At 57.1% G+C, this 20,383-nt stretch carries 24 protein-coding genes, 1 pseudogene and 1 other annotated feature; of the genes and pseudogenes, 2 read left to right on the forward strand and 23 right to left on the reverse strand.

Features of this window, described 5'->3' with window-relative positions:
* Window positions 1-166: 166 nt before the first annotated feature.
* The 7 genes and pseudogenes from Q7F15_RS20130 to metG form a co-directional block, all read right to left on the reverse strand.
* A complete protein-coding gene (locus tag Q7F15_RS20130) occupies window positions 167-349 on the reverse strand; it encodes a small, acid-soluble spore protein, alpha/beta type (RefSeq protein WP_029098035.1) in 183 nt (60 codons plus the stop codon).
* 171 nt (window positions 350-520) lie between these two features.
* Window positions 521-793: a biofilm formation stimulator Veg gene (gene veg, locus Q7F15_RS20135; RefSeq protein WP_029098036.1), complete on the reverse strand. Its 273-nt coding sequence runs from the start codon at window positions 791-793 to the stop codon at window positions 521-523.
* Between the two features lie 264 nt (window positions 794-1,057).
* Window positions 1,058-1,959: pseudogene (rsmA, locus tag Q7F15_RS20140) on the reverse strand (16S rRNA (adenine(1518)-N(6)/adenine(1519)-N(6))-dimethyltransferase RsmA).
* Window positions 1,956-2,510: a ribonuclease M5 gene (rnmV, locus tag Q7F15_RS20145; RefSeq protein WP_171567358.1), complete on the reverse strand. Its 555-nt coding sequence runs from the start codon at window positions 2,508-2,510 to the stop codon at window positions 1,956-1,958. Before rnmV ends, rsmA begins: the two are co-directional and overlap by 4 nt.
* 151 nt (window positions 2,511-2,661) lie before the next feature.
* Complete coding sequence (locus tag Q7F15_RS20150; RefSeq protein ID WP_171567359.1) at window positions 2,662-3,747, reverse strand: resuscitation-promoting factor; 1,086 nt, start codon at window positions 3,745-3,747, stop codon at window positions 2,662-2,664.
* 445 nt (window positions 3,748-4,192) lie between these two features.
* Window positions 4,193-4,972, reverse strand: a complete 780-nt coding sequence (locus Q7F15_RS20155; protein ID WP_171567361.1) for a TatD family hydrolase — start codon at window positions 4,970-4,972, stop codon at window positions 4,193-4,195.
* Window positions 4,973-4,992: 20 nt separating this feature from the next.
* Window positions 4,993-7,023, reverse strand: a complete 2,031-nt coding sequence (gene metG, locus Q7F15_RS20160; protein ID WP_212132618.1) for a methionine--tRNA ligase — start codon at window positions 7,021-7,023, stop codon at window positions 4,993-4,995.
* Between the two features lie 44 nt (window positions 7,024-7,067).
* Window positions 7,068-7,321 (reverse strand) — a binding site (T-box leader).
* Between the two features lie 446 nt (window positions 7,322-7,767).
* Between metG and Q7F15_RS20165 the strand changes: the two genes are divergently transcribed.
* Complete coding sequence (locus Q7F15_RS20165) at window positions 7,768-8,019, forward strand: AbrB/MazE/SpoVT family DNA-binding domain-containing protein (protein WP_029098042.1); 252 nt, start codon at window positions 7,768-7,770, stop codon at window positions 8,017-8,019.
* Window positions 8,020-8,491: 472 nt separating this feature from the next.
* On the opposite strand, the gene rsmI is transcribed toward Q7F15_RS20165, so the two are convergent.
* From rsmI to Q7F15_RS20225, 12 genes are all read right to left on the reverse strand, one after another.
* A complete protein-coding gene (gene rsmI / locus Q7F15_RS20170; RefSeq protein WP_212132619.1) occupies window positions 8,492-9,376 on the reverse strand; it encodes a 16S rRNA (cytidine(1402)-2'-O)-methyltransferase in 885 nt (294 codons plus the stop codon).
* Complete coding sequence (locus Q7F15_RS20175) at window positions 9,373-9,678, reverse strand: GIY-YIG nuclease family protein (protein WP_171567364.1); 306 nt, start codon at window positions 9,676-9,678, stop codon at window positions 9,373-9,375. Before Q7F15_RS20175 ends, rsmI begins: the two co-directional genes overlap by 4 nt.
* Window positions 9,629-10,396, reverse strand: coding sequence for a tRNA1(Val) (adenine(37)-N6)-methyltransferase (locus Q7F15_RS20180; protein ID WP_029098045.1), 768 nt, complete (start codon window positions 10,394-10,396; stop codon window positions 9,629-9,631). Before Q7F15_RS20180 ends, Q7F15_RS20175 begins: the two co-directional genes overlap by 50 nt.
* Window positions 10,397-10,510: 114 nt before the next feature.
* Entirely contained in the window at window positions 10,511-10,876 is a 366-nt protein-coding gene (gene yabA, locus Q7F15_RS20185) for a DNA replication initiation control protein YabA (RefSeq protein WP_171567365.1), read from the reverse strand.
* A gap of 49 nt (window positions 10,877-10,925) precedes the next feature.
* Window positions 10,926-11,741 (reverse strand): PSP1 domain-containing protein, encoded by an 816-nt coding sequence (locus Q7F15_RS20190; protein WP_171567366.1) that lies wholly within the window; start codon window positions 11,739-11,741, stop codon window positions 10,926-10,928.
* A gap of 3 nt (window positions 11,742-11,744) precedes the next feature.
* Window positions 11,745-12,725 carry a DNA polymerase III subunit delta' gene (holB, locus tag Q7F15_RS20195; protein ID WP_171567367.1) on the reverse strand — a complete coding sequence of 327 codons (981 nt, stop codon included), beginning with the start codon at window positions 12,723-12,725 and terminating at the stop codon, window positions 11,745-11,747.
* 10 nt (window positions 12,726-12,735) lie between these two features.
* A complete protein-coding gene (locus tag Q7F15_RS20200) occupies window positions 12,736-13,182 on the reverse strand; it encodes a YaaR family protein (protein ID WP_171567368.1) in 447 nt (148 codons plus the stop codon).
* 90 nt (window positions 13,183-13,272) lie between these two features.
* Window positions 13,273-13,602 carry a cyclic di-AMP receptor DarA gene (gene darA / locus Q7F15_RS20205; RefSeq protein WP_029098050.1) on the reverse strand — a complete coding sequence of 110 codons (330 nt, stop codon included), beginning with the start codon at window positions 13,600-13,602 and terminating at the stop codon, window positions 13,273-13,275.
* Between the two features lie 140 nt (window positions 13,603-13,742).
* Entirely contained in the window at window positions 13,743-14,384 is a 642-nt protein-coding gene (gene tmk, locus Q7F15_RS20210; protein WP_171567369.1) for a dTMP kinase, read from the reverse strand.
* Window positions 14,385-14,391: 7 nt separating this feature from the next.
* On the reverse strand, window positions 14,392-15,879 hold the full coding sequence (locus tag Q7F15_RS20215) for an aminotransferase class I/II-fold pyridoxal phosphate-dependent enzyme (RefSeq protein WP_304414841.1): 1,488 nt from the start codon (window positions 15,877-15,879) through the stop codon (window positions 14,392-14,394).
* A gap of 105 nt (window positions 15,880-15,984) precedes the next feature.
* The gene (locus Q7F15_RS20220) at window positions 15,985-16,161 is read right to left on the reverse strand and encodes a sigma factor G inhibitor Gin (RefSeq protein ID WP_171567371.1); all 177 of its coding nucleotides are present in this window, start codon (window positions 16,159-16,161) and stop codon (window positions 15,985-15,987) included.
* 48 nt (window positions 16,162-16,209) lie between these two features.
* On the reverse strand, window positions 16,210-17,220 hold the full coding sequence (locus Q7F15_RS20225) for a Rossmann-fold NAD(P)-binding domain-containing protein (RefSeq protein ID WP_212132620.1): 1,011 nt from the start codon (window positions 17,218-17,220) through the stop codon (window positions 16,210-16,212).
* A 427-nt stretch (window positions 17,221-17,647) separates the two neighbouring features.
* Between Q7F15_RS20225 and Q7F15_RS20235 the strand changes: the two genes are divergently transcribed.
* A complete protein-coding gene (locus Q7F15_RS20235) occupies window positions 17,648-18,166 on the forward strand; it encodes a hypothetical protein (protein WP_304414842.1) in 519 nt (172 codons plus the stop codon).
* Window positions 18,167-18,170: 4 nt separating this feature from the next.
* On the opposite strand, the gene Q7F15_RS20240 is transcribed toward Q7F15_RS20235, so the two are convergent.
* From Q7F15_RS20240 to recR, 4 genes are all read right to left on the reverse strand, one after another.
* Window positions 18,171-18,437 (reverse strand): pro-sigmaK processing inhibitor BofA family protein, encoded by a 267-nt coding sequence (locus Q7F15_RS20240; RefSeq protein WP_171567375.1) that lies wholly within the window; start codon window positions 18,435-18,437, stop codon window positions 18,171-18,173.
* A 3-nt stretch (window positions 18,438-18,440) separates the two neighbouring features.
* Window positions 18,441-18,677 carry a DUF2508 family protein gene (locus Q7F15_RS20245; protein WP_171567376.1) on the reverse strand — a complete coding sequence of 79 codons (237 nt, stop codon included), beginning with the start codon at window positions 18,675-18,677 and terminating at the stop codon, window positions 18,441-18,443.
* Between the two features lie 15 nt (window positions 18,678-18,692).
* Window positions 18,693-19,667 carry a CPBP family intramembrane glutamic endopeptidase gene (locus Q7F15_RS20250; protein WP_304414843.1) on the reverse strand — a complete coding sequence of 325 codons (975 nt, stop codon included), beginning with the start codon at window positions 19,665-19,667 and terminating at the stop codon, window positions 18,693-18,695.
* A gap of 108 nt (window positions 19,668-19,775) precedes the next feature.
* Window positions 19,776-20,372 carry a recombination mediator RecR gene (gene recR, locus Q7F15_RS20255; RefSeq protein WP_171567378.1) on the reverse strand — a complete coding sequence of 199 codons (597 nt, stop codon included), beginning with the start codon at window positions 20,370-20,372 and terminating at the stop codon, window positions 19,776-19,778.
* Window positions 20,373-20,383 lie beyond the last annotated feature (11 nt).

The raw sequence follows: 20,383 nt of genomic DNA on the forward strand, positions 1-20,383 counted from the left end.
AGCAGAGGGACTCGCCCCTTGCCGCTTCCGTTCGCTCATGCCTAGTTCGCCTAGTGACACGCGTGTGTATTTTTCTGAATATTCTATCATAATAGGCAATGCGGAGCAACTGCCGCGAAACCAAAAACGCAGGAAGAAGCCGGGTTTCCCCGGCCTGTCAACGAGTTTATTTGGCATTCTGTTTGGCTAACGCTTCCTCGGCAATCTGAATCGCGCGTTTGACCAGATTCCCGGCATCGCGCGTGGTGATGGCGCCCCAGCCTTCAGTTTTTACCGTGTCGTAAAACCCCAGCTCTTTGGCCAACTCCATCTTGAACGCTTCAGACATGATGCCTCGTCTGCGACCCATAACATCCTCCCTTTCTCGTTGACAGCCTTAGTATGCGCGAGGTCGGACAAAAAAACCCCGGCCATCCTCTCGATTCAGCCGACACAACGATGGCGCCGAATGGATATAATATCGAGTACCAAGCCAGGGAACAGCAGGAGAAAAAAACAAAACAGCAGAGCCGCCAGGGCCCTACTGCTGTACAAAAGTAATACGAATGTGCTCGTTGTCACGGCACACTGTCAATTCTACTGTCTCCGTCAAGATGTCAGCATAGCTGTATGAAACTCGCTCAAACAATTGGTCGTCATCAAGCTTTACTACGAATACAGAGGGGTATGTTTCTTCGAGGATGCCCGTCCGTTCGACGGTTTTGCGGCGACCGCCATTGGCTTTCAGCAGGATGCGTTCGCCAATGTGCTCGTCTAAACTGCGTTTAATGTCAAGTAACGCGTTTCTTGCCATTATCTCATCCACCTCGCTTGATTCCATTATAACAGCCTATGCTTATTTTGTCAAAGAAATAAAAAATTATAGCAACCAACATCAACTCTTGTCAACGGTGTTTTTTTCGTGAAATCAGCAGATTTTTGTCACATGGTTTTGTCAAAAAAAACCACGTCCGGTTACTAAAATCCCAAGCCGCTATCCTCCCCTGATTATCATTTTCCCAAATGGTTGAGACTGTCCCAAAAATACCAAACGCCCCTTGTATCCAAGGGGCGTTCCTCATGGTCGATGCGTGAGCAGATTGCTGCGGCCAATGGCGTTGGCGAGCCGGGCAAATTCCTCGATGCTCAGCGTCTCACCGCGGCGGCCGGGGTCGATGCCCAGCTCAGCCAGCAGTCCAACCACGTCTTCTTTTTGCGTTTTGTCAAACAAGCCGTTCATCAGATTGTTCAGCAGTGTCTTTCTCCGCTGCGCAAAACAAGCCCGCACCACGCGGAAAAACAGCGCTTCGTCGTCCACCTCGACAGGCGGCTGCTTGCGGATCGTCAGCTTGATTACAGCCGAGTCCACATTGGGCCGGGGAATGAACACGCTGGCCGGCACCACCATCGCCACTTCCGTCTCCGCGAAAAACTGTGCGGCGACGCTGAGCGAACCGTAGTCCTTTGTACCCGGCTTGGCTGCGATTCGATCCGCCACCTCTTTCTGGATCATCACCACGATATGCTCCAGCGGCAGCCGTTCCTCCAGCAGCTTCATCAGAATGGGCGTCGTCACGTAGTACGGCAGGTTGGCCACGACGCTCACCTGTTCGTAGCCGGCCAGCTTGTCCGCCAGGAGCGCCCGCAGATCCAGCTCCAGCACATCCCCGTGCACCACTTCCACGTTTTCATAGGGAGCCAGTGTTTCCGCCAGGATGGGCAGCAGCCGTTGGTCGATTTCGACCGCCACGACACGGCCGGCCGCTCTGCCCAACTGTTCGGTCAGCGCACCGATGCCAGGGCCGATCTCCAATGCCGCCTTCCCCTTGTCCAGTTCGGCCGCTGCCACGATGTTGTGCAGAATGTTGGTGTCGATCAAAAAGTTTTGTCCCAGGCTTTTTTGAACGAAAAGCCGTACTTCTCCAGGATTTCCCTGGTCCGCGTTGGCGTGGCGATATCTTTGCCGACGGCTCGGGTCATGGCTGCTCCCCTCCTTCGTCAATGGCCTTCATCGCGGCGAGAAACTCCGCCCGACTGATTTGAAAGGCGTTCAGGCGTTGCAGCATCTGTTTGGCATTGGCGTACCCGATGCCCAGCCGTTCACCCAGTTTGATGCGCCGCTGTTTGGAATCCGGACCCGAGGTCAACCCGTAGGCGATCATGTCGTCGGGCGTGATCTCCCCAGCCTGATCCGCCATATCGGTACGCACCTCGGAAAGCGCGCGAACGATCACTTCGGGAGAGGCGTTTTCCACGCCGATGTCCCCTTTTTTCGTCCCGTCTTCCTGGGTGATAAATGCGTGCTTGCAGCCCGGCACCGCCCGGCTGATGATCTTGCGGATTCTCTCCCCCTGATAATCGGGGTCGGTAAAAATAATAACGCCGCGTTTTTGCTGGGCCAGGCGAATCTTTTCGATCGTTTTCGCGTTGATGGCAGACCCGCCCGTCTCGATCGTGTCCGCCTGCACGGCCCGCTTGATGGCGGCCGTGTCGTCCCGCCCTTCCACGACGATGACTTCTTTGATCTTCATGTCGCTGCTCCCGCTTTCCTACCGTGTTGACATGGTATTAGTATACCAAAATCACGTACTGTTTCTGTGCGTGCGGCTGAAACGTTTCCGTTCCCCGCCCGTCATAATGGTAAGACGGCAAACAGAAGACAGGAGCGCAGGCTCCTGTCCTTTAAGGCTTGTGTGGTCCGATAATGTAAACCGTGCGATTTCGCTTGCGGCCGAATCGGATCGCTTCCGCTTCTGTGCTGACAAACACGTCAATCTTGTGACCTTTTATCGCACCGCCTGTGTCCTCTGCGCGACGATACCCGATTCCGTCGATATACACCCACCATCCCAGCGGAATGACTTTGGGATCGACGGCTATGGTATGTCCGGCTTCTGCCTTGACACCGGTAGCCGTTCGACCATAACCCGGCGATCCGACAGGCTTGCCTCCCCCTGCCGGAGAGTAGGCGGTCAAGGTAACCCCGTTCAGTACCTTTTTCGGCCGGAACACTTTGCCACCGCGGGAGACCAACCCCGCTGCGGCAACGACCCGTTTTGACGTGTCGGCTTGAACGGATGCGGCCGTTCCTACCGCGACAATACGGTCTTTTTTCGGTGTGATGACATCTCGTTTTACCAGTTCACGGGATACTTGTTTTCCGTTTTCCGTAACCAGTCTGTAGTGCGCGATGACTTTCCCTTCCTGCCCGCTTTGCAGTACGCGGGTCTGTCCCTTTGTCAGAGAAGCATCGCCTTTGCGAATTTCCTGATATGGTACGCGCTCCTCAACCTTGACGATCTGTTCGCTGACCCGCGTGACAAAGATCGTCGAGTCTTTGGAGAGAGACGCTGTCAGTGCCGGTTCCACCCGGTCCTGTTTGCCCAGTGTAATGCCTGCGTCCTTCAAGACACCGGCCACATCACGGCTGAGCGTTTGCACGAGTTTTGTCTGCCCGTCCACGTGGACAGGGATTGCCCAGCGTGTATGTAAGGTGATGTTTATTCCGTCGGAAATTTTGGTGTCTGCTTCTGGCTGCAAGTTATCGTTATCTGTCACCGCAATCTGTCGTTCTTCCAAGAACTCTTTAACGGTTTTCGCCTTGGTCGCCACCTTTTTGGTGACACCGTCCAAGGTAAACGTGACCTGCTTCGGTTGCTTTGCTTGGGCAGATAAATAGCCAATCATGGGCACCAGCACCAGAGCGAGACAGCCCAGTATGGCAATTGCTCGCTTCTTTTGCCGTTCCCATATCGTGCGTAACTCCATTTCCCACACTCCTTTTTCCTGGAAAAGCACGAGGCTTTTCCCGTCTGGTCAGGCAAGGGTGATGAAATCGCACCAATATTTTGGAAATTGGCCAGTTCTGAACAAGGTCGGTCTTGATTGTATGCTACTTTCTCCGGTTTGTCAAATTACCCCCTTCCTAGAACCAAATAATCGCTACCAGCCTAGCAAAAAGCTCATGGCGAATGGAAGCACGTTTGTGTCGAGCAGTTCTGTCGAGAGAAATGGAATCGTTCGACACATGGACTATGGTATGCAGGAGAAAACTGCGGGAGAACCTGGCTTGGCAGAAAATACTCGGCCACCTGCCGGAAAAACGCCGCCGGATGTGCGCAATCAACAAGTCGGAATTGGCAAAAAAGCCCTTCTGCGATGCGCTGATGCGCGTTCACAGAAGGGCTTTTGTCATAATAATGAGCTTTGAAGGCTATTCGGTACGGGCTTCCAGCCGGAACAGCCGGCGGGCGTTCTCGGCCGTGATCCGGGCCATTTCCTCGCAGGACAGACCGTGGATGTCGGCCATCGCCTCGCAGACGTAGCGGACGTATCCGCTCTCGTTTCGCTTGCCGCGATACGGATGCGGGGTCAGGTACGGGCAGTCGGTCTCGATCAACAGCCGGTCGAGCGGCACCTTGGCCGCCACCTCTTTCGGCTGCTTTGCGTTCTTGAATGTGAGCGGACCGCCGAACGAGATGTAGAAGTTCATGTCGAGCGCCATTTTGGCCGTCTCCCAGCTCCCGGAAAAGCAGTGCATGATGCCGCCCACTTCAGCCGCCTTCTCCTCCCTCAGAATCGTGATGACGTCCTGATGAGCGTCCCGGTTGTGAATGATGATCGGCAGGCCCAGCTTTTTGGCCAGGCGAATCTGCTTGCGGAACACCTCCGCCTGCACATCCCGCGGCGAGGTGTCCCAGTAGTAATCCAGACCCATTTCTCCCAGTCCGACCACTTTCGGGTGGCGGCTCAGCTCCTCCAGCCACTCCAGATGCTCGTCTTTCATGTCCTTGGCGTCCTGCGGGTGCCAGCCGACCGCGGCATAGATGAAGTCGTAGCGCTCCGCCAGCTCCAGGCAGGTGGGGATCGTCTCGGCGTTGAAGCCGATGTTGACGATGGTGCTCACGCCGTTTTCCCGCGCGCGGGCAATCACCTCTTCTCGATCCTCGTCAAACTCCCGGGCATTGAGGTGTGCGTGCGTATCGAATAACACGGGATCTACCTTCCTTTCCCCTACTTTACGACCGCTCCGTTCGGCATGCTCGGGTCAACGGTCGCCAGCGTCAGTTGATCGCCTGCGGACGCGGCCAGGATCATGCCCTGCGACAGTTCGCCGCGCAGTTTCACCGGTTTCAGGTTGGCCACCAGGATCACCTTTTTGCCGATCATTTCTTCCGGCGTGTAGTACTTGGCGATGCCGGAAACCACCTGGCGCTTCTCATAGCCAAGGTCCAGCTGGAGTACCAGCAGTTTGTCGGCGTTGGGGTGTTTCACGCATTCGACGACTTGCGCCACGCGCAGTTCCACTTTGGCAAAATCGTCGATCTTGATTTCCTCTTTTACGTCCGCCGGTTTTTCGGCTGCCTGTGTTTCGGTTTGGTTCGCGGTTGTCTCGTTCACAGACACTTCTCCTTTCAATGCTTCCTGTTTTCGCTTGTTCTCTTCTGCCTGACGGCGCGCTTCCGCCGTGGATTCGTCGATGAACGCCAGCTCCGCCTGCACGTCCAGACGCGGGAAGAGCAGCTCCTTGCGGCTGACCGTGCTGCCGACCGGCAGACCTCCCCAGACGCCAGCCGACTCCCAGGTCAGCGCTTCCGGCTTGTCGAGGATGCCCAATTGGTCCCAGATTTTCGCCGGGGCTTTTGTCATGAACGGCTGAATCAGGATGGAGGCAATGCGGATGCTTTCCGCCAAATTGTACATGACCGTAGCCAGGCGGCCCCGGGTCTCTTCCGATTTGGCCAGGTTCCACGGCATGGTCTCGTCGATGTACTTGTTGGTCCGGCCGATCAGCTCCCAGATGTGGGCCAGTGCATTGCTGAAGCGCATTTCGTCCATGTGCTCCTCCACCAGTGCTTTCGTCCTGGTGGCCAGTTGGATGAGGCTGTCGTCCGGTTCGCCCGCCTCCTGCGGAGCAGGCACGATGCCGTCAAAGTATTTTTCAATCATCGTCGTGGTGCGGCTCAGCAGGTTGCCGATGTCATTGGCCAGGTCATAGTTGAGCCGTTGGATGAAAGCCTCCGGTGTAAAGACCCCGTCCTGACCAAAGTTGATTTCCCGCAGCAGGAAATAGCGCACGCCGTCGGAGCCGTAGCGGTCGATCAGGAGCTTCGGATCGATCACGTTGCCTTTAGATTTGGACATCTTTCCGTCCGGCATCAGCAGCCAGCCGTGGCCAAACACTTTTTTGGGCAGCGGCACGTCCAGCGCCATCAGCAGAATCGGCCAGTAGATGGTGTGAAAACGGAGGATATCCTTGCCCACCAGATGGACGTCTGCCGGCCAGTATTTGCGAAACTTGCTGTCGTCGTCAGACAGGTAGCCCAACGCGGAGATGTAGTTGGTGAGCGCGTCAATCCAGACGTAGACGACGTGCTCGGGATCGTTCGGCACCTTGATGCCCCAGTCGAAGCTGCTGCGAGAGACGGAGAGGTCCTGCAGTCCCGGCTTGAGGAAGTTGTTGATCATTTCATTGCGGCGGGACTCCGGCTGGATGAAGTCCGGATTTTCCTCCAGGAACTTCAGCAGCTTGTCCTGATACTTGGACAGGCGGAAGAAGTAGTTTTTCTCCTTCACCTTTTTCACTTCGCGGCCGCAGTCCGGGCAGAAGTAGCCTTTGTCCGTCTTGCACTGCGTCTCGGTCCAGAACGCTTCGTCCGGCACGCAGTAGTAGCCCTCGTACTCACCCAGGTAGATGTCTCCCTGGTCCAACAGCCGTTTGAATACCTTTTGCACGACTTCCTTGTGGCGCGGCTGAGTCGTCCGGATAAAATCGTCGTAGGAGATGTCCAGCTTTGCCCACAAATCCTTGATCCAGTCGACAATCGGGTCGATAAATTCAAGCGGCTGCTTGCCGTCTTCGGCCGCACGCTCCTGCAGCTTTTGCCCGTGCTCGTCCGTACCGGTCAGGTAGTAGACATCGTAGCCGCGCAGCCGTTTGTAGCGGGCCATGGCATCGGCTGCAATAGTGGTGTAGGCGTTGCCAATATGCAGTTTGTTGCTCGGATAGTAAATCGGCGTGGTAATGTAGTACGTCGGTTTCATGCAGCAAAACCCTCCTGACATACAAAAAATAAAAGCCCGCCCCAGATTGGGACGAGCATACTTCTCGTGGTACCACCCAAATGCTCCGCCTTCTCACGAACAGCGGACTTGTCGAGTCAGACTGCTGCTGACTCACCCGTAACGCAGGTATGCGTCGCGAACTACTTGGCGCCGGAAACGGCGGTTCATCCGCGAAACTCAGGGGCCATGTTCGGCTTGATCGCTTATACCGGATCGCAGCTACCCCGGCTCTCTGTCATAAGGATGGCAAGCCTACTCTTCCCGTCATGGTCGTTCGCTATGAAATACCTGATTCATCCTCTATTGTACACAACCGCCTCGTTTTGTAAACCACCCGCCTGCAACTTTGCGGAAGGACAGACGGAGCTTGAATAGACGGGACCAGGTTGAGGGGGAAAAAGGAATCGGTAGAAAAAAAAGCCACATTTGTCGAATCACCTCTCTATCATTCGACATAAGGTGTCGAATTCGACCTTCCATGCTTCCAGTTACTTTTTTCCAAGAATTCGATGCACATTAAGATAAAGCGCACCCAAACAATGGTCCTGTCATATCTACTAAATTCGCACCAGATGCAAATTCAAAGAATTGTAAAATTCATATTGACACCTTTGGGAATCGCTGGTATGATGGGAACAACGGAAATTGTCGAATATTGACGATTTATGATCCGATTTGCACAATAAACGACACTGGGCAACATTGTGAGAGGAGAGACGATTTATGATGAAATCGACGGGGATTGTACGTAAGGTGGACGAGCTGGGCCGCGTGGTGATTCCGATCGAACTGCGCCGCACCCTGGGCATCGCCGAAAAAGACGCGTTGGAAATTTACGTGGACGGAGAGCGCATCATCCTGAAAAAGTACGAGCCTGCTTGTATTTTCTGCGGTAACGCTGACCGTGTTTCCTATTTCAAAGGCAAAATCATTTGCCAGGACTGCCTGAACGAACTGCCTGCGGTCAAGCGCTAATCGTCCGCTCAACCATATAGCGCCGCTTTTCGTTGAGCAGATTGCTGCCATAAAAACGAAAAAGGCCGGGGATGACTCCCCGGCCTTTTTAGACTGAAGACAAAATGTACTTCGTTATCAATGAGATTCCGCAAGGAAACCATTCCATCATTGTCAGGCCGAAAGGCCTGCATATTGATCAACCGAAGGTGGAGATAAAGTACAGGCATGGAGTGATGGGCCAAGCGAGCTCCTTTGACGACCTGCTCAGCGGAAAAACGAAAGACGCGGGAAAAAACAGGGGGCACAAGTCTCACTTCATTGAAATACCCAGATGTTTGCCCCCTGCCCGCGTCGCGTTTTTGAGCGGACATCTTCCACTTCTTTGCTGGTCGTCAAGAGAGCGAGCGGGCCCGATCACCCATGCGCCACGGACTTTGTCTACACGCTGAAAGGTCGGGGATGACCCCCCGGCCTTTTTTCATGCGTGCGATCACGCTTGCGGATCGCGGTGGTATTCATTGTAGACGTCCCGCTTTGACAGGCCGCGATCCTCTGCTGCCTGTTTGATCGCTTCCTTTTTGCTCATGCCTTGCTCGCAGTAGCGGTCGACATGCTCCCGGATGTCAAGCGGCTGCCACCAGGCCGCTTCTTCTTCCGGAACGACCGGCTCGCCGCGGTATCCTTCCACGATCAAGCAGTACTCGCCTCGCGCCTCCCCCGCCGCCAGCAAGTCAATCAGATCGCCCAGCGTGCCGCGGGCAAACTCTTCGTAGCGCTTGGTCAATTCCCGCGCCAGCACGGCACGGCGATCGCCCCAGGCTTCCCGGATGGCCTGGAGCGTTTTCACGATACGATGGGGCGCTTCGTAAAACAGCAGCGTCTCCGGATAGCGCTCCAACCGCTGCAGTTCTTCCCGGCGCGCTTTGTTCTCGCGCGGCAAAAAACCGCAAAACACGAAGCGGTCTGTCGGCAGGCCGGAAGCAATCAGCGCGGTCAGCGCGGCGTTTGCACCGGGGACAGGAATGACGGGAAAGCCGGCCGCCACAGCATCCCGCACCAGATCGGCCCCCGGGTCGGAGATGGCGGGCAGTCCGGCGTCACTCACCAGAGCAATCCGCTTTCCTTCCGCCAGCCATTGCAAGAGACCGCTGCCGCTGGCCTCCTTGTTGTGCTCGTGGTAGCTGACCGTCCGCTTCTCAATCTGAAAATGGTTCAGCAGCTTGCGGGTTTGCCGGGTGTCTTCGCAGGCGATCACATCGACAGTCCGCAGCGTTTCCAGACAGCGAACCGTGATGTCGTCCAGGTTGCCGATGGGCGTGGCCACCAGGTAGAGGACCCCTGTATGTTCGTCGGTGAAACTGCGCTGGACGTTCATGACGTACGACCACCTTCCTCGATCAGTTCTTCCTTTTGCGAGCGGGTCAGGCGTTTGATCGCTTCCTCCCGCCTGATTCCCCACGAGCGGTCCGTTCCTTCTTCCCAATACATCAGCTCCACCGGCCCTCGGCCCCGCGTGTACTTGGCCCCTCTGCCCTCATTGTGCTCCCGGATGCGGCGGGCCAATTCCGTGGCATACCCGGTGTAATAGGTCCCGTCCACGCAGCGCAGGATGTAGACAAAGTGGCTTTTATGCGAGGGAATCTCGCTTTCCGAAATAGATTTCCTGCAGTTCTTCACAGTATTCCTCTCCGTTTTCGTAGACAATCAACGGCGGCTGAATGCGTAGTTCCGGTCTGCCGTTGCGCATTCCCTCGATCAGCAGCATGTTGGGCTCAGCGTCGCGGCGCGGGTAGACCAGCCGCATCCGTTTGGGCTCGATACCGTACTGGCGCATCAGTGTGATAATGTCCACCAGTCGCGTCGAGCGGTGCACCAGGGCGATTTTCCCGCCGTTTTTCAGCAATTGGCTGCCCACCCGAATGACGTCTTCCAGCGACAGCAAGATTTCGTGGCGAGCGATGGCAAAATGTTCGCTGACGTTTTTCTCGCCGCTGGTGGCCGGCATGTACGGCGGATTGCAGGTAATCAGGTCAAACTTGCCGTGCCCGAACAACTGCACGGCGTCCTTCACATCGCCGTGGTGCATCGTAATGCGCGATTCCAGCCTGTTCAGCTTGACGTTTCGACTGGCCATGTCATACAGCCGCTCCTGGATTTCGATGCCTTCAAATACGGCTTCCGGCGACCGCGTCGTCATGATCAGCGGGATGGCGCCGTTGCCCGTGCACATGTCGAGCACCCGTCCCCGTTTGGGCACCGATGCAAAGCGGGCCAGCAGCACCGCATCCATGGAAAAGCAAAACACTTCACGGCTTTGGATGATTTTCATCTCATGGGTGAGCAGGTCGTCAATGCGCTCCGTCTCGTAGAGCGGCACGTTGATTTCCGGTTGCATCCGTTGTTCCAAACTCCTTTTTTCACTATCAGTCTCAAACGGCCTCTGCCCGTTGTCTGCAAAAAGCGACCTGCCGCAATGCTCAGGTCGCTTCGGTACAGGCCGTGTATCCTGTTATTTGTGAACACCACCGCTGAGGAAGGAGAGGCAGAACAAGCAATCTCCTTCTTTGCGCAGGCTGCCGAAATGAACGTTGCAAATGTGAAAACCTTCCGCATACAGCCGCGCCAGATTGTCATAGCCTTCTCCGACCACTTTCTTTTTGGCGGTTTCCTGCTTGTGTGTTTCTTTTTGTTTCGGCGGCGGACTGGCTGGCTTCTTGTCCAGCCGATTGCGAAGGTGTTGGTTCTCCACGAGTAATTGGGCGTTTTCCTCCATCAAGACAACAATGACGTCTTTCAGTTCGCCAATTTCCCGATACAGATCGCCAATTCGTTCCTCGATGCTGGCCATCTTGACGAAGATTTCCCGTTTGTCCACTTGCTCACCTCATCCCCGCTACCCAAATCTAACCTGCTCTGTCCTCTCGTCAGTCAAACGTCGGATGACCTACGACAATCTCATCGAGCGCAAATTCGATGGTGTGCTTGTTTTCCAAAAGCTCTACCTGAACGGACTGGTCGAGCACGTTGACGGAAACGACACGCCCCTCGCCCATCGGCGTGGTTACCATCGCGCCAATGTCCGGCATTTCATCCCGGGTGCTTTCGTAGTTGTCGTTTTCGTATTTCAAGCAGCACATCAACCGGCCGCAGAGACCGGAGATTTTGGCCGGATTCAGCGAAAGGTTTTGGTCTTTTGCCATCTTGATCGACACCGGCTCGAAGTCGCCCAAAAACGTAGAGCAGCAGAGCAGCCGTCCGCACGGGCCGATGCCGCCCAGCATTTTCGCTTCGTCGCGCACGCCGATCTGGCGCAGTTCGATACGAGTGCGGAAGACAGAGGCCAGGTCCTTGACCAGTTCGCGGAAATCCACCCGCCCATCCGCAGTAAAATAAAAGATGATTTTGTTGCGGTCAAACGTGTATTCCACGTCGACCAGCTTCATCTCCAGATTGTGTTCCTTGATTTTGGTCTGACAGATGGAAAACGCGTTCTTGGCAGCCTGTTTGTTCTCCTCCACCTGCTTGGCATCCCGCTCGTTCGCCATCCGGATTACCTTCTTCAGCGGCAGTACGACATCCTTATCGGCCACTTGCTTGCGGCCGATCACCACTTTGCCGTATTCGACCCCTCTCGCGGTTTCCACGATGACATGCGAATCCTTTTCGATCGGCAGTCGGTCGGGGTCGAAGTAATATATTTTGCCCGCTTTTTTAAAGCGGACGCCCACAACCTCGTACAAAGGTTATCCCTCCTGGATTTGAAGAACCAACCGCTCAAGGGCCAACTGTGCGTTGGCGTTTCGCTCTATCCGATTTTTCGTTTCCATGACCAGATCGATCCCATGCAAGAGCTCGGATTTCGTCCAGACCAGGGCTTGTCCTTGCAGCACATCCTGTTGGTCGCTGTTGATGAGATGGGCATGCCTGTCTACTTGCACGTACAGGATATCGCGCAGCCAAAGGATGAGCAAATCCAAAAAGAGGGGCAGTTCCTCCTTTATTTTGTCGCTTTTTTGCAACAAATCATGAATGGTATAGAGTGCAGCAGCATTGCGCTGTTTGCACTCCTGCACCAATTGTATCACTACATTTCTCAGCTGTGCAAACCAATCTGCCTGGCTGAGCGCACGAGCTTCTTCCAGATTTGTCGTGATATAGGAAGCTGCCCGAGCGATCCCGGCCGGCACGCCTTCTGTTTGCAGCTGCTCGGCGATGACGTCTGCGGACAGCGGCGTAAACGAGACAATCTGGCAGCGCGACAGAATGGTCGGCAGCATGGCGTGACTGTGTTCCGTCAAAAGCAGCGCGACCACTCCAGCCGGCGGTTCTTCCAAAAACTTGAGCAGACTGTTGGCAGCCTGGACGGTCATCCTGTCCACGTGCTCGACGATGTACACTTTGTGGGTCGATTCCACCGCCCTCATCGCCATTTCCTTTTGCAAGGCACGGATCTGGTCGATCTTGATCGAGGCCCCGTCCGGCTCGATCAACAGCACGTCGGGATGGTTGCCTGCCTCGATCCGCCTGCATGTGAGACAGGCCCCGCAGGCGTCCGCCTCCCTTTCTGGACAAAAAAGAGACTTCGCCACATGCAGGGCCATCCGTTTTTTTCCTGCACCTTTGGGGCCGGCGAACAGGTAAGCGTGCGCCAGCCGCCCGTTTTGCAGACTATGATGCAGCAGTTCCGCTGCACGCGGCTGCTGCGCAAACATCTCCCATGTCATCTTGTTCCACCTAAAAGTACAAGTTGATCAGCATGCCGCGAATTTCGCCGATGCGGGCCAACAGGTCGATCATTGGCGCCTGATCGCTCAACAGTTCGTCGGCAAGCTTGAGCAGTTCCGCGTCCACTTCCTTGACAATCTTGTACAGCCGGCTGCGACCCCGGCGGTTTACACCCCGTCTGTCGTCCAGCGCGATGCCGTGCTTGACGGCCTCTTCCATAAACTGCTTGACCAAATTTTTATAATGGTAAAAGTCGCGGATGGAGCGGGAACGGGCCAGAATCTGTCCCTGTTTGTCTATGTCCTGCAAAAGCCGGGTCAGCCGCTCCTGCGACATGCGTTGGTCTTCGCCTTTGATCAATTCCCCGAAATTCGCCTTTTCCACCTGCGGCCCTTTGCGCATGTCGGCCGCTTTGAGCAGATCTACCTTTGGCCTAAGCCCTTCTCCGATTTTCATGCCGCTCCCTCCGTCCCTGTCCGATCGTGTTTCTTCCTTACAGTATAAACGAAAGCAGGCTGAAAAAGGAGGGGGCTCTCCATCTGACGCCTAGAACGAATGGAATTGCTCGACGTCCAGCACAAACACGGCGGCACCGCCCACCTGCACCTCGAGCGGATACGGCATAAACGAATCGACGGCATTGCTCAACGGCGAGACAGGTGTGACCATCTGTTTGCGGGACTTGCAGTGCTGCTGAATGATCTCGATCACTTCCGGCACGTTTTCGTCGCTCGTTCCGATCAAAAACGTCGTGTTGCCGGCACGTAGAAAGCTTCCCGTACTGGCCAGCTTTGTAGCGCGAAATCCTTTTTTCACCAACTGCTGCGACAGACGACCACTGTCTTTGTCCTGAACAACAGCAACCACCATCTTCATCGGCTCTCACCCTTTCCGCACGCATATGGTATCTGGGGGTACCTGTCTTTCTTCATTGTATGAAGGAAGGCTGGACGGTGTAACGATATTCTTCTTAATCATAGTATACAGCATGTACGTACCCGGACGGTACCTAAACCTTACAGACGCGCCTCCAGCGCAGCCAGCGCCTCTTCAAAGACGCGCTCCATCGGCTGTTCCGCGTCAATGACGACAAACCGCTCGGGAAAACGTTCCATCACCAGCCGGTAGCCTTCCCGCACTTTTTCGTGGAACCGCAGGTCTTCCATGTCGAGCCGGTTTACCTCCCGCCCCTTGGTCGCGTTAATGCGGGCCAGGCCTACTTCTGGCCGCACGTCGAAAAACAGCGTCAGGTCCGGCATGCAGTCCTCCACGGCAAAGCGGTTGATGGCAAACACTTCGTCGATTCCCAGGCCGCGTGCATACCCCTGGTACGCCAGGCTGCTGTCGATGAAGCGGTCGCACAAGACGAGCTTCCCCGCTGCCAGTGCCGGCAGCACCTTTTCCACCAAATGCTGCCGCCGTGCCGCCGCGTACAGCAGTGCCTCCGTCCGCTTGTCCATGGTGACGTGCTCCGGATCGAGGATGATCGACCGGATTTTCTCCGCGATCTCGATGCCGCCCGGTTCGCGGGTAAGGATCACGTCCCGTCCCCGTGCCCGCAGTTCGTCGCAGAGGCGGGCGATGACGGTAGACTTGCCCGCTCCGTCGCCTCCCTCGACGGTAATAAACCGGCCTGTTCCCTTCGTAGCCACACACATGCTCCTTTCACTCTTGTTGTCTTTCATCAATTACCCGTATCGTTTGCAGCCGGGCATCCTGCACCCCGTGGAAGCGGGTCTGTCCCTTGCGAAGCTCCAGCAAAAGCTCCAGCAAATCGGCATCAATGCGCTCACCTGGCACCAGCAGCGGGATTCCCGGCGGATAGGGGATCACCATTTCTGCGGCAATCCGGCCAAGCGCCTGTTCCAGTGCCACCGTCTCGCGGGGAGCGTCTATCGCTGCGTGCATCGGCATCGCCTGTTCGCGCAAAAAGCTGGAAGCCACCACACCCGGCTCCACCATACGCACTTTTCCCGATCGTCTCTCGGGGGAGACGGATTCCAGCAGCCTGGCCAGTGCGTCGAGATCGTCCGCTGAGGTCCCGGCAGAAGCCGCCAACAGCACGAGTCCGTTCTCGGCCAGTTCGGGATAGATGCCTTGTTCTTCCATCAGCCGCATCAGTTCAAAGCCGTCCGCGTCGGCGGTGCGCAGCACCAGCAGCAGTTTGAGCGGGTCCCATGTCGCACAGACGCTGTTTGGCACTGGTCGCGCCAGCTCCACCCACGAGACGCGATCCAGCCGTTCGCGAAGCTTGTCCAACTGCAGCAGCAGCCGTTCCCACTCCCGGGATGCTTCCATCACCAGGTGACGGCGCGCCAGGTCGAGCGAAGCCATCAGCAAATAGGACGGGCTGGACGACTGGATCATCGCCAGATTGCGCGCCAGACGTTCCCGGTCGATCCGCTCGCCCTGGATATGCAGCATGGACGACATGGTGAGCGCTCCGGTCATTTTGTGGGTGGACTGCACGGCGGCATCTGCTCCGCTCTGCATGGCCGAACGGGGAAACGCAGGATGAAAGCCGAAGTGGGCCCCGTGTGCTTCATCGACGAGAAGCGGCACACCAAACCGGTGGACGGTCGCCGCCAACTTGGCCAGATCAATCCCCATGCCGTAGTAGGTGGGGTTGGTCAAAAAAACCGCTTTGGCATCGGGATGGGCCTGCAGGGCGCGTTCCACGTCCTCCCGCCGCAGTCCGACGGCAGTGCCGGTCGCCGGGTCCACCGCCGGCACGATGTACACCGGCGTTGCCCGGGCCAGGATGATGCCGTGAAATACGGATTTGTGGCAGTTGCGCTGGACGAGAATCTTGTCTCCCGGACGGCAGACGGTCATGATCAGCGCGATGTTGCCCGCCGTGCTTCCGCCGACGAGAAAACGCGTCTCCTCCGCGCCAAACGCTTCCGCTGCCAACGCCTGCGCCTCGGCAATCACACCATCCGGCTGATGCAGGTCGTCCATGCCGGTAATCTCCGTCATGTCCAGTTCGAGCACAGGCCCAAACCGCTCCCTGCCGTGATGGTCAAAACTTCGACCCATCTTGTGACCGGGCACGTGAAACGGGTGGGGACGGCGCATGGCGTGCCGTACCAACTGTTCGTACAAGGGTGCCTGCCGCTGCCTCTCCCAGAAGTCGGCGCTTCTTTCCCGCACGGTCATTCACGTCCTTTTTTCAGAGTACCTCTTATTGTAACACGATTTGCACCCGCAAAACGGAAAAAGGCATCGGGGGTGCCGATGCCTTTTGGCCGAACGTGTCTAATCCGTGAGCCAGATGCGCCGCATCTGATGAATAAAGAACGTGTATTTTTTATCCTGTACATCCGTGTTGACCATTTCCTGTTCGCATTGCTGGCAGATAAACTGCTCACAGATGGCGATTCCGTCCGTCCGTTCTTCTTCACAGACGATACATCGCTGAGCAACTCTTTCCATTGTACAAACGCCTACCCTTTTCCTCAATCTACCAACCATTATACCCCATTATAATCCACTCCATTCCCAAACGTTCGTCTTTTCCCCGATGGTTCGGTAGATCATTTGCAGCGCCTCCGCTTCCGGCAGCGGAAAGCAGCCGCAGGCATCGACGACAATGGGTTGGCGCATGTGCCTGATCAACTCGGACAGGGGGAGTTCCATGAGTTCGGGGTCAGGCGAAGCGACAACCAGCAGATCGGCTTCGGCAAGCGCTGTTTGCCAGGTGGTGCACCGCTCCCCCAGGGTACCTTTACCGTTCGGAATTTGCTCGTCCCGAGGAACGTACAGCCGCACCTCTTTGTCCGCCATCCAGCCTGGCGGCATCTGCTTCCACAGGCTCGGCGGCCCCCACAAGGCGACGCGGCGCACGTTCGTCTTTCGCATGACAAAGCGACACTGGCGGACCAGCCATCTTCGCAGCGCTGCCCGCTCCATTCGCTGCGGGTCCAACCAACCCTGTCCGATGCGGCTGTCCATGCCCAACGCACGCGCGACCGTCTGCAGACGGACGCCGCGCCGGTCACAGCTCTCTCCCAGACGGAGGTAAAACCGCTCCTTCCAGGCCAGATACCGCGGCAGCTGGCGGATGACCTCCTCCGCTTCGCGCATCCCGCACACCATCGCGACCACGTCATGCTTCGCCAGTTGGCGGCTGATGATGCGGGTCCAGGGGCTGCGGAGATTACCGCCGACCAGCGCCCGCTCGCCGCCGGCAAAGCGATACAGACGGACAACTTCCCAGCCGGGATGCCGGGCAGCCAGTGCTTCTGCCGCTGTGCCCGCAACCCGGTCGCCGTATACGAGCAACAGTCCGGGACGGTCCCACTCGGCCAGGCTCGTCGACAGCCGTCCTGTATCCGACTCTCTTGCGATCAAAAAACCGCACGCCCCGGCCGCTTGTTTACGGTCTTTGGCCGGCACGACGGATATGCCGATTTCCTCCAATTCGCCCGCCAGTGTGTCAGGGAACGGTGCCTCTGACACCTGTACGATCACTTTCACATCTGTGCTGGACACCTCAAGCACTGCCTCCTCTTTTCGCCGCCTGCTCCTGTTCGACCGCGCCTGTAAGCCCCGGCCATGCCTTTTGATTACGCGTCAGTCTGGCGGGGAGAGACGGCCGGCGCGTCAGCATCTGCAGCGCAGTAAACAGGTAATTGCCAAGACGGCGGTGCCAGTTCCTCCCTTTTATCGTGCCCATAAATCAGGGGCCCATGACGTAACGGGCTCTCCGCACCGGCAGCGTCGCGAATCGCCGCACACGGGCAAACGCGCGTCCGGTTGACAGCTTTTCCGGCGCCAGCAGATTGTGCGATAATCATCTCAGCGGGAAAAACATAGGGAGAACCCTGCCCCTGTCCATTGGACAAAGCCAGGTTCTCCCCAGACACGGATCGGGTCTAGCCCGCTTGTACACCTGTAATCGCAAGAGGTCATAGACAAGATGAAAGAGCAAACCATTTACAGCTACAAACTGCTTCGCCGATTTCGCTGGCGATTGGCGGGCTGGCTGTTCCAGCTCCTGCTGATCTGCCTGTTTCCGCTCGCCGCCTCTGTCTGGCTGAAGATTCCGGCTGATCGCCTGGTGGTGACGCTTACCGTACTTCCGGCCATCGCCGCAGGTCATCTCTGCCTGTTCCGGCTTTACGCCGGCCTGCGCTCACACCACCCGCATACCACGCCGGACCTGCTCGTCTCTCCCTGGTGGGGCGCCGGTTCCCGCCATCCTGTTTCGCTCCGGGCATACCGCGGAGCGGAGGCGACCGTCCTCGCCGGCAGTCTGTTTTTGGCCGCCGCTGTCTTCGTCTGGGTGCCGCTGCCGTACGGAATGGCGCTGCTCTGGGGGACAGCCGTGCTGGGCTTGCCCCGGCTGCTGGCCCTTATCGCTTCACTGCGCCAGCCTCCGCACTGCCGGGTCAAGTACGAAAGCGGCAGTGTCGCCTTTTTGCTGACTGACGGCTAACCGCCTACATCACCCACAGCTTGATGATGATCAGCGCGGCCAGACCCGGCAGCCGCAGCAGCCCGGTCAATAACGCCGTTACCGGATTAATCGGGATGTGGAAGTCGGCCAGTTCTCCGACCAGATTGGCGAAAAACAGCAGCACCGCGCCAATGACCAACTGCATGGCGACAAACCCCGCCCAGCGAATCGGCCCCATGACCGACCTGCTGGCGGCAATCACCAACAACAGACCTGTGACAATCAAGGCGATGACCCATCCCGTATTCATTACTCATCCTCCCTGCGCGTGCCGACGTTCCCGCTCCCGTTTTGCTTGCGCGAGCAGGAACATGTAACGTTTTTCCGTCAATTGCAGATAGTAAATGGCATCCTCCAGCCCGTCGTCCGGTTCGCTGATATCCATGAGATGACGGGCGTGCTGCCAATCCAACCGCGCGCGGTCGACAGCTTTATCCAGCGCCTCCGGCCCCCAATGCACGGCCGCTCGCGGTTTTCCCCACAATCTCACTTCTCCCACGCCCCTTCAGTGAAAGTAGTGCAGCACACCGGTCAGATTGTTGATCACATGCAGCACGACAGCCCCCCAGATGGACTGAAACCGATGCCGCAGGTAGCCCAGACACAGGCCGATGACAAACAGCGGAGCCAGCAGGGCGACATCCACATGCATCAACGCAAACCAGAGGCTGCTCAGTACAATGCCGACAAACGCTCCCAAACGCTGAACCAGAATCGTCTGAAACACACCGCGGAACAGCAGTTCCTCGGCAATCGGCACCAGGATGCCGATGACCAGCACGGATGCAGCGACGGCCCAGATATCGCGGTTTTTGGCCTGAATGATTCCCTGTTCGATTTGCCGCTCCCGCTCCGAGTCCAGCGACAGGTGGAACCAGTCAGCCAGCGGGGTGGTGACGACCGCATCCAGCACCCACATGATCAGCAGAAACATCACCGTCAGCACGGCGATCATGCGCCCGATGCGGCGGGGACGGCACACGCCGATCTCGTCCATCCGGCCATGAAACCAAAGCGGCACCGCGATCAGGATAAACAGTTGAAGCGACGCCGACTCAAAAAAGCTGCCGACCGAGCCCTCGACAAACAGAGGGTACGGCAGTATCAGGCCGTACAGCAGCAGCGTGCAGGCGTGAAACACCTGCAGCCAGGCGACGACATGCAGCAGATCCGACCACGTCGGTGCGTCGTCATTGAGCAGCCAGGCCGTCCGCTGCCTGTCCCGCCAGACGTTGACGGCAAAGCCGATAGCCGCGACAAAGCTGATGACCACCACAGCCAGCACCGTCAGCGACAGCCACAGTTCAGGAACCTCCGCAGTCGACACGATCCACCGGCCATCCGGTCCGCGATCAAAGCGGAGCATCATCAATTCGGCGGCAAACACGATCCAGTATCCGACAAACAGCGGGATCGCCCAAGGCGCAGACCTGCGCTTCTCCGTCCCGCCCCGCAGCGACATCCCCGGTCCTGTCAGCATCTCCTCACACTCCTACTTCAATCTATGTCTTGTCCGGACAAAAAAGTCCTCCTGCTCCCATCTCCTGCAAACACAAAAAAGACAGGGAGTCCCCGTCTTTTTCTTGTCCTACAATTCCCGGCGACCTTCCAGGGCTTTTGTCAGCGTCACCTCGTCGGCGTACTCCAGATCGCCGCCCACCGGCAGTCCGTGCGCAATCCGCGTCACGCGAATGCCGAACGGCTTGATCAGCCGGGAGATGTACATGGCGGTGGCCTCGCCCTCGATGTTCGGGTTGGTCGCCAATATCACTTCTTTTACTTGATCGTCGCTCAACCGCTTCAAGAGGTCAGGGATGCGGATGTCCTCCGGCCCGATGCCGTCCATGGGAGAAATCGCTCCGTGCAGGACGTGGTAGTACCCGTCGTACTCCCGCGTCTTTTCCATCGCCACCACGTCCTTGGGCTCCTGCACGACGCAGATGACGGAAGCGTCACGCCGCTTGTCCCGGCAGATGTGGCAGGGGTCGATATCCGTGATGTTGTTGCAGACGGAGCAGTAGTGGAGCTGCCGTTTGGCGTTGACCAGCGCTTTGGCCAGATCCAAAACGTCGTCCTCTTTCATGTTGAGCACGTAAAACGCCAGACGGCTGGCCGTTTTCGGCCCGATGCCCGGCAGTTTCATAAAGCCTTCGATCAGTTTTGATACCGGTTCGGGATAAAACATCGGCTCGTACT

Source organism: Brevibacillus aydinogluensis (genome assembly GCF_961514395.1).
Classification (GTDB): Bacteria; Bacillota; Bacilli; order Brevibacillales; family Brevibacillaceae; genus Brevibacillus; species Brevibacillus aydinogluensis.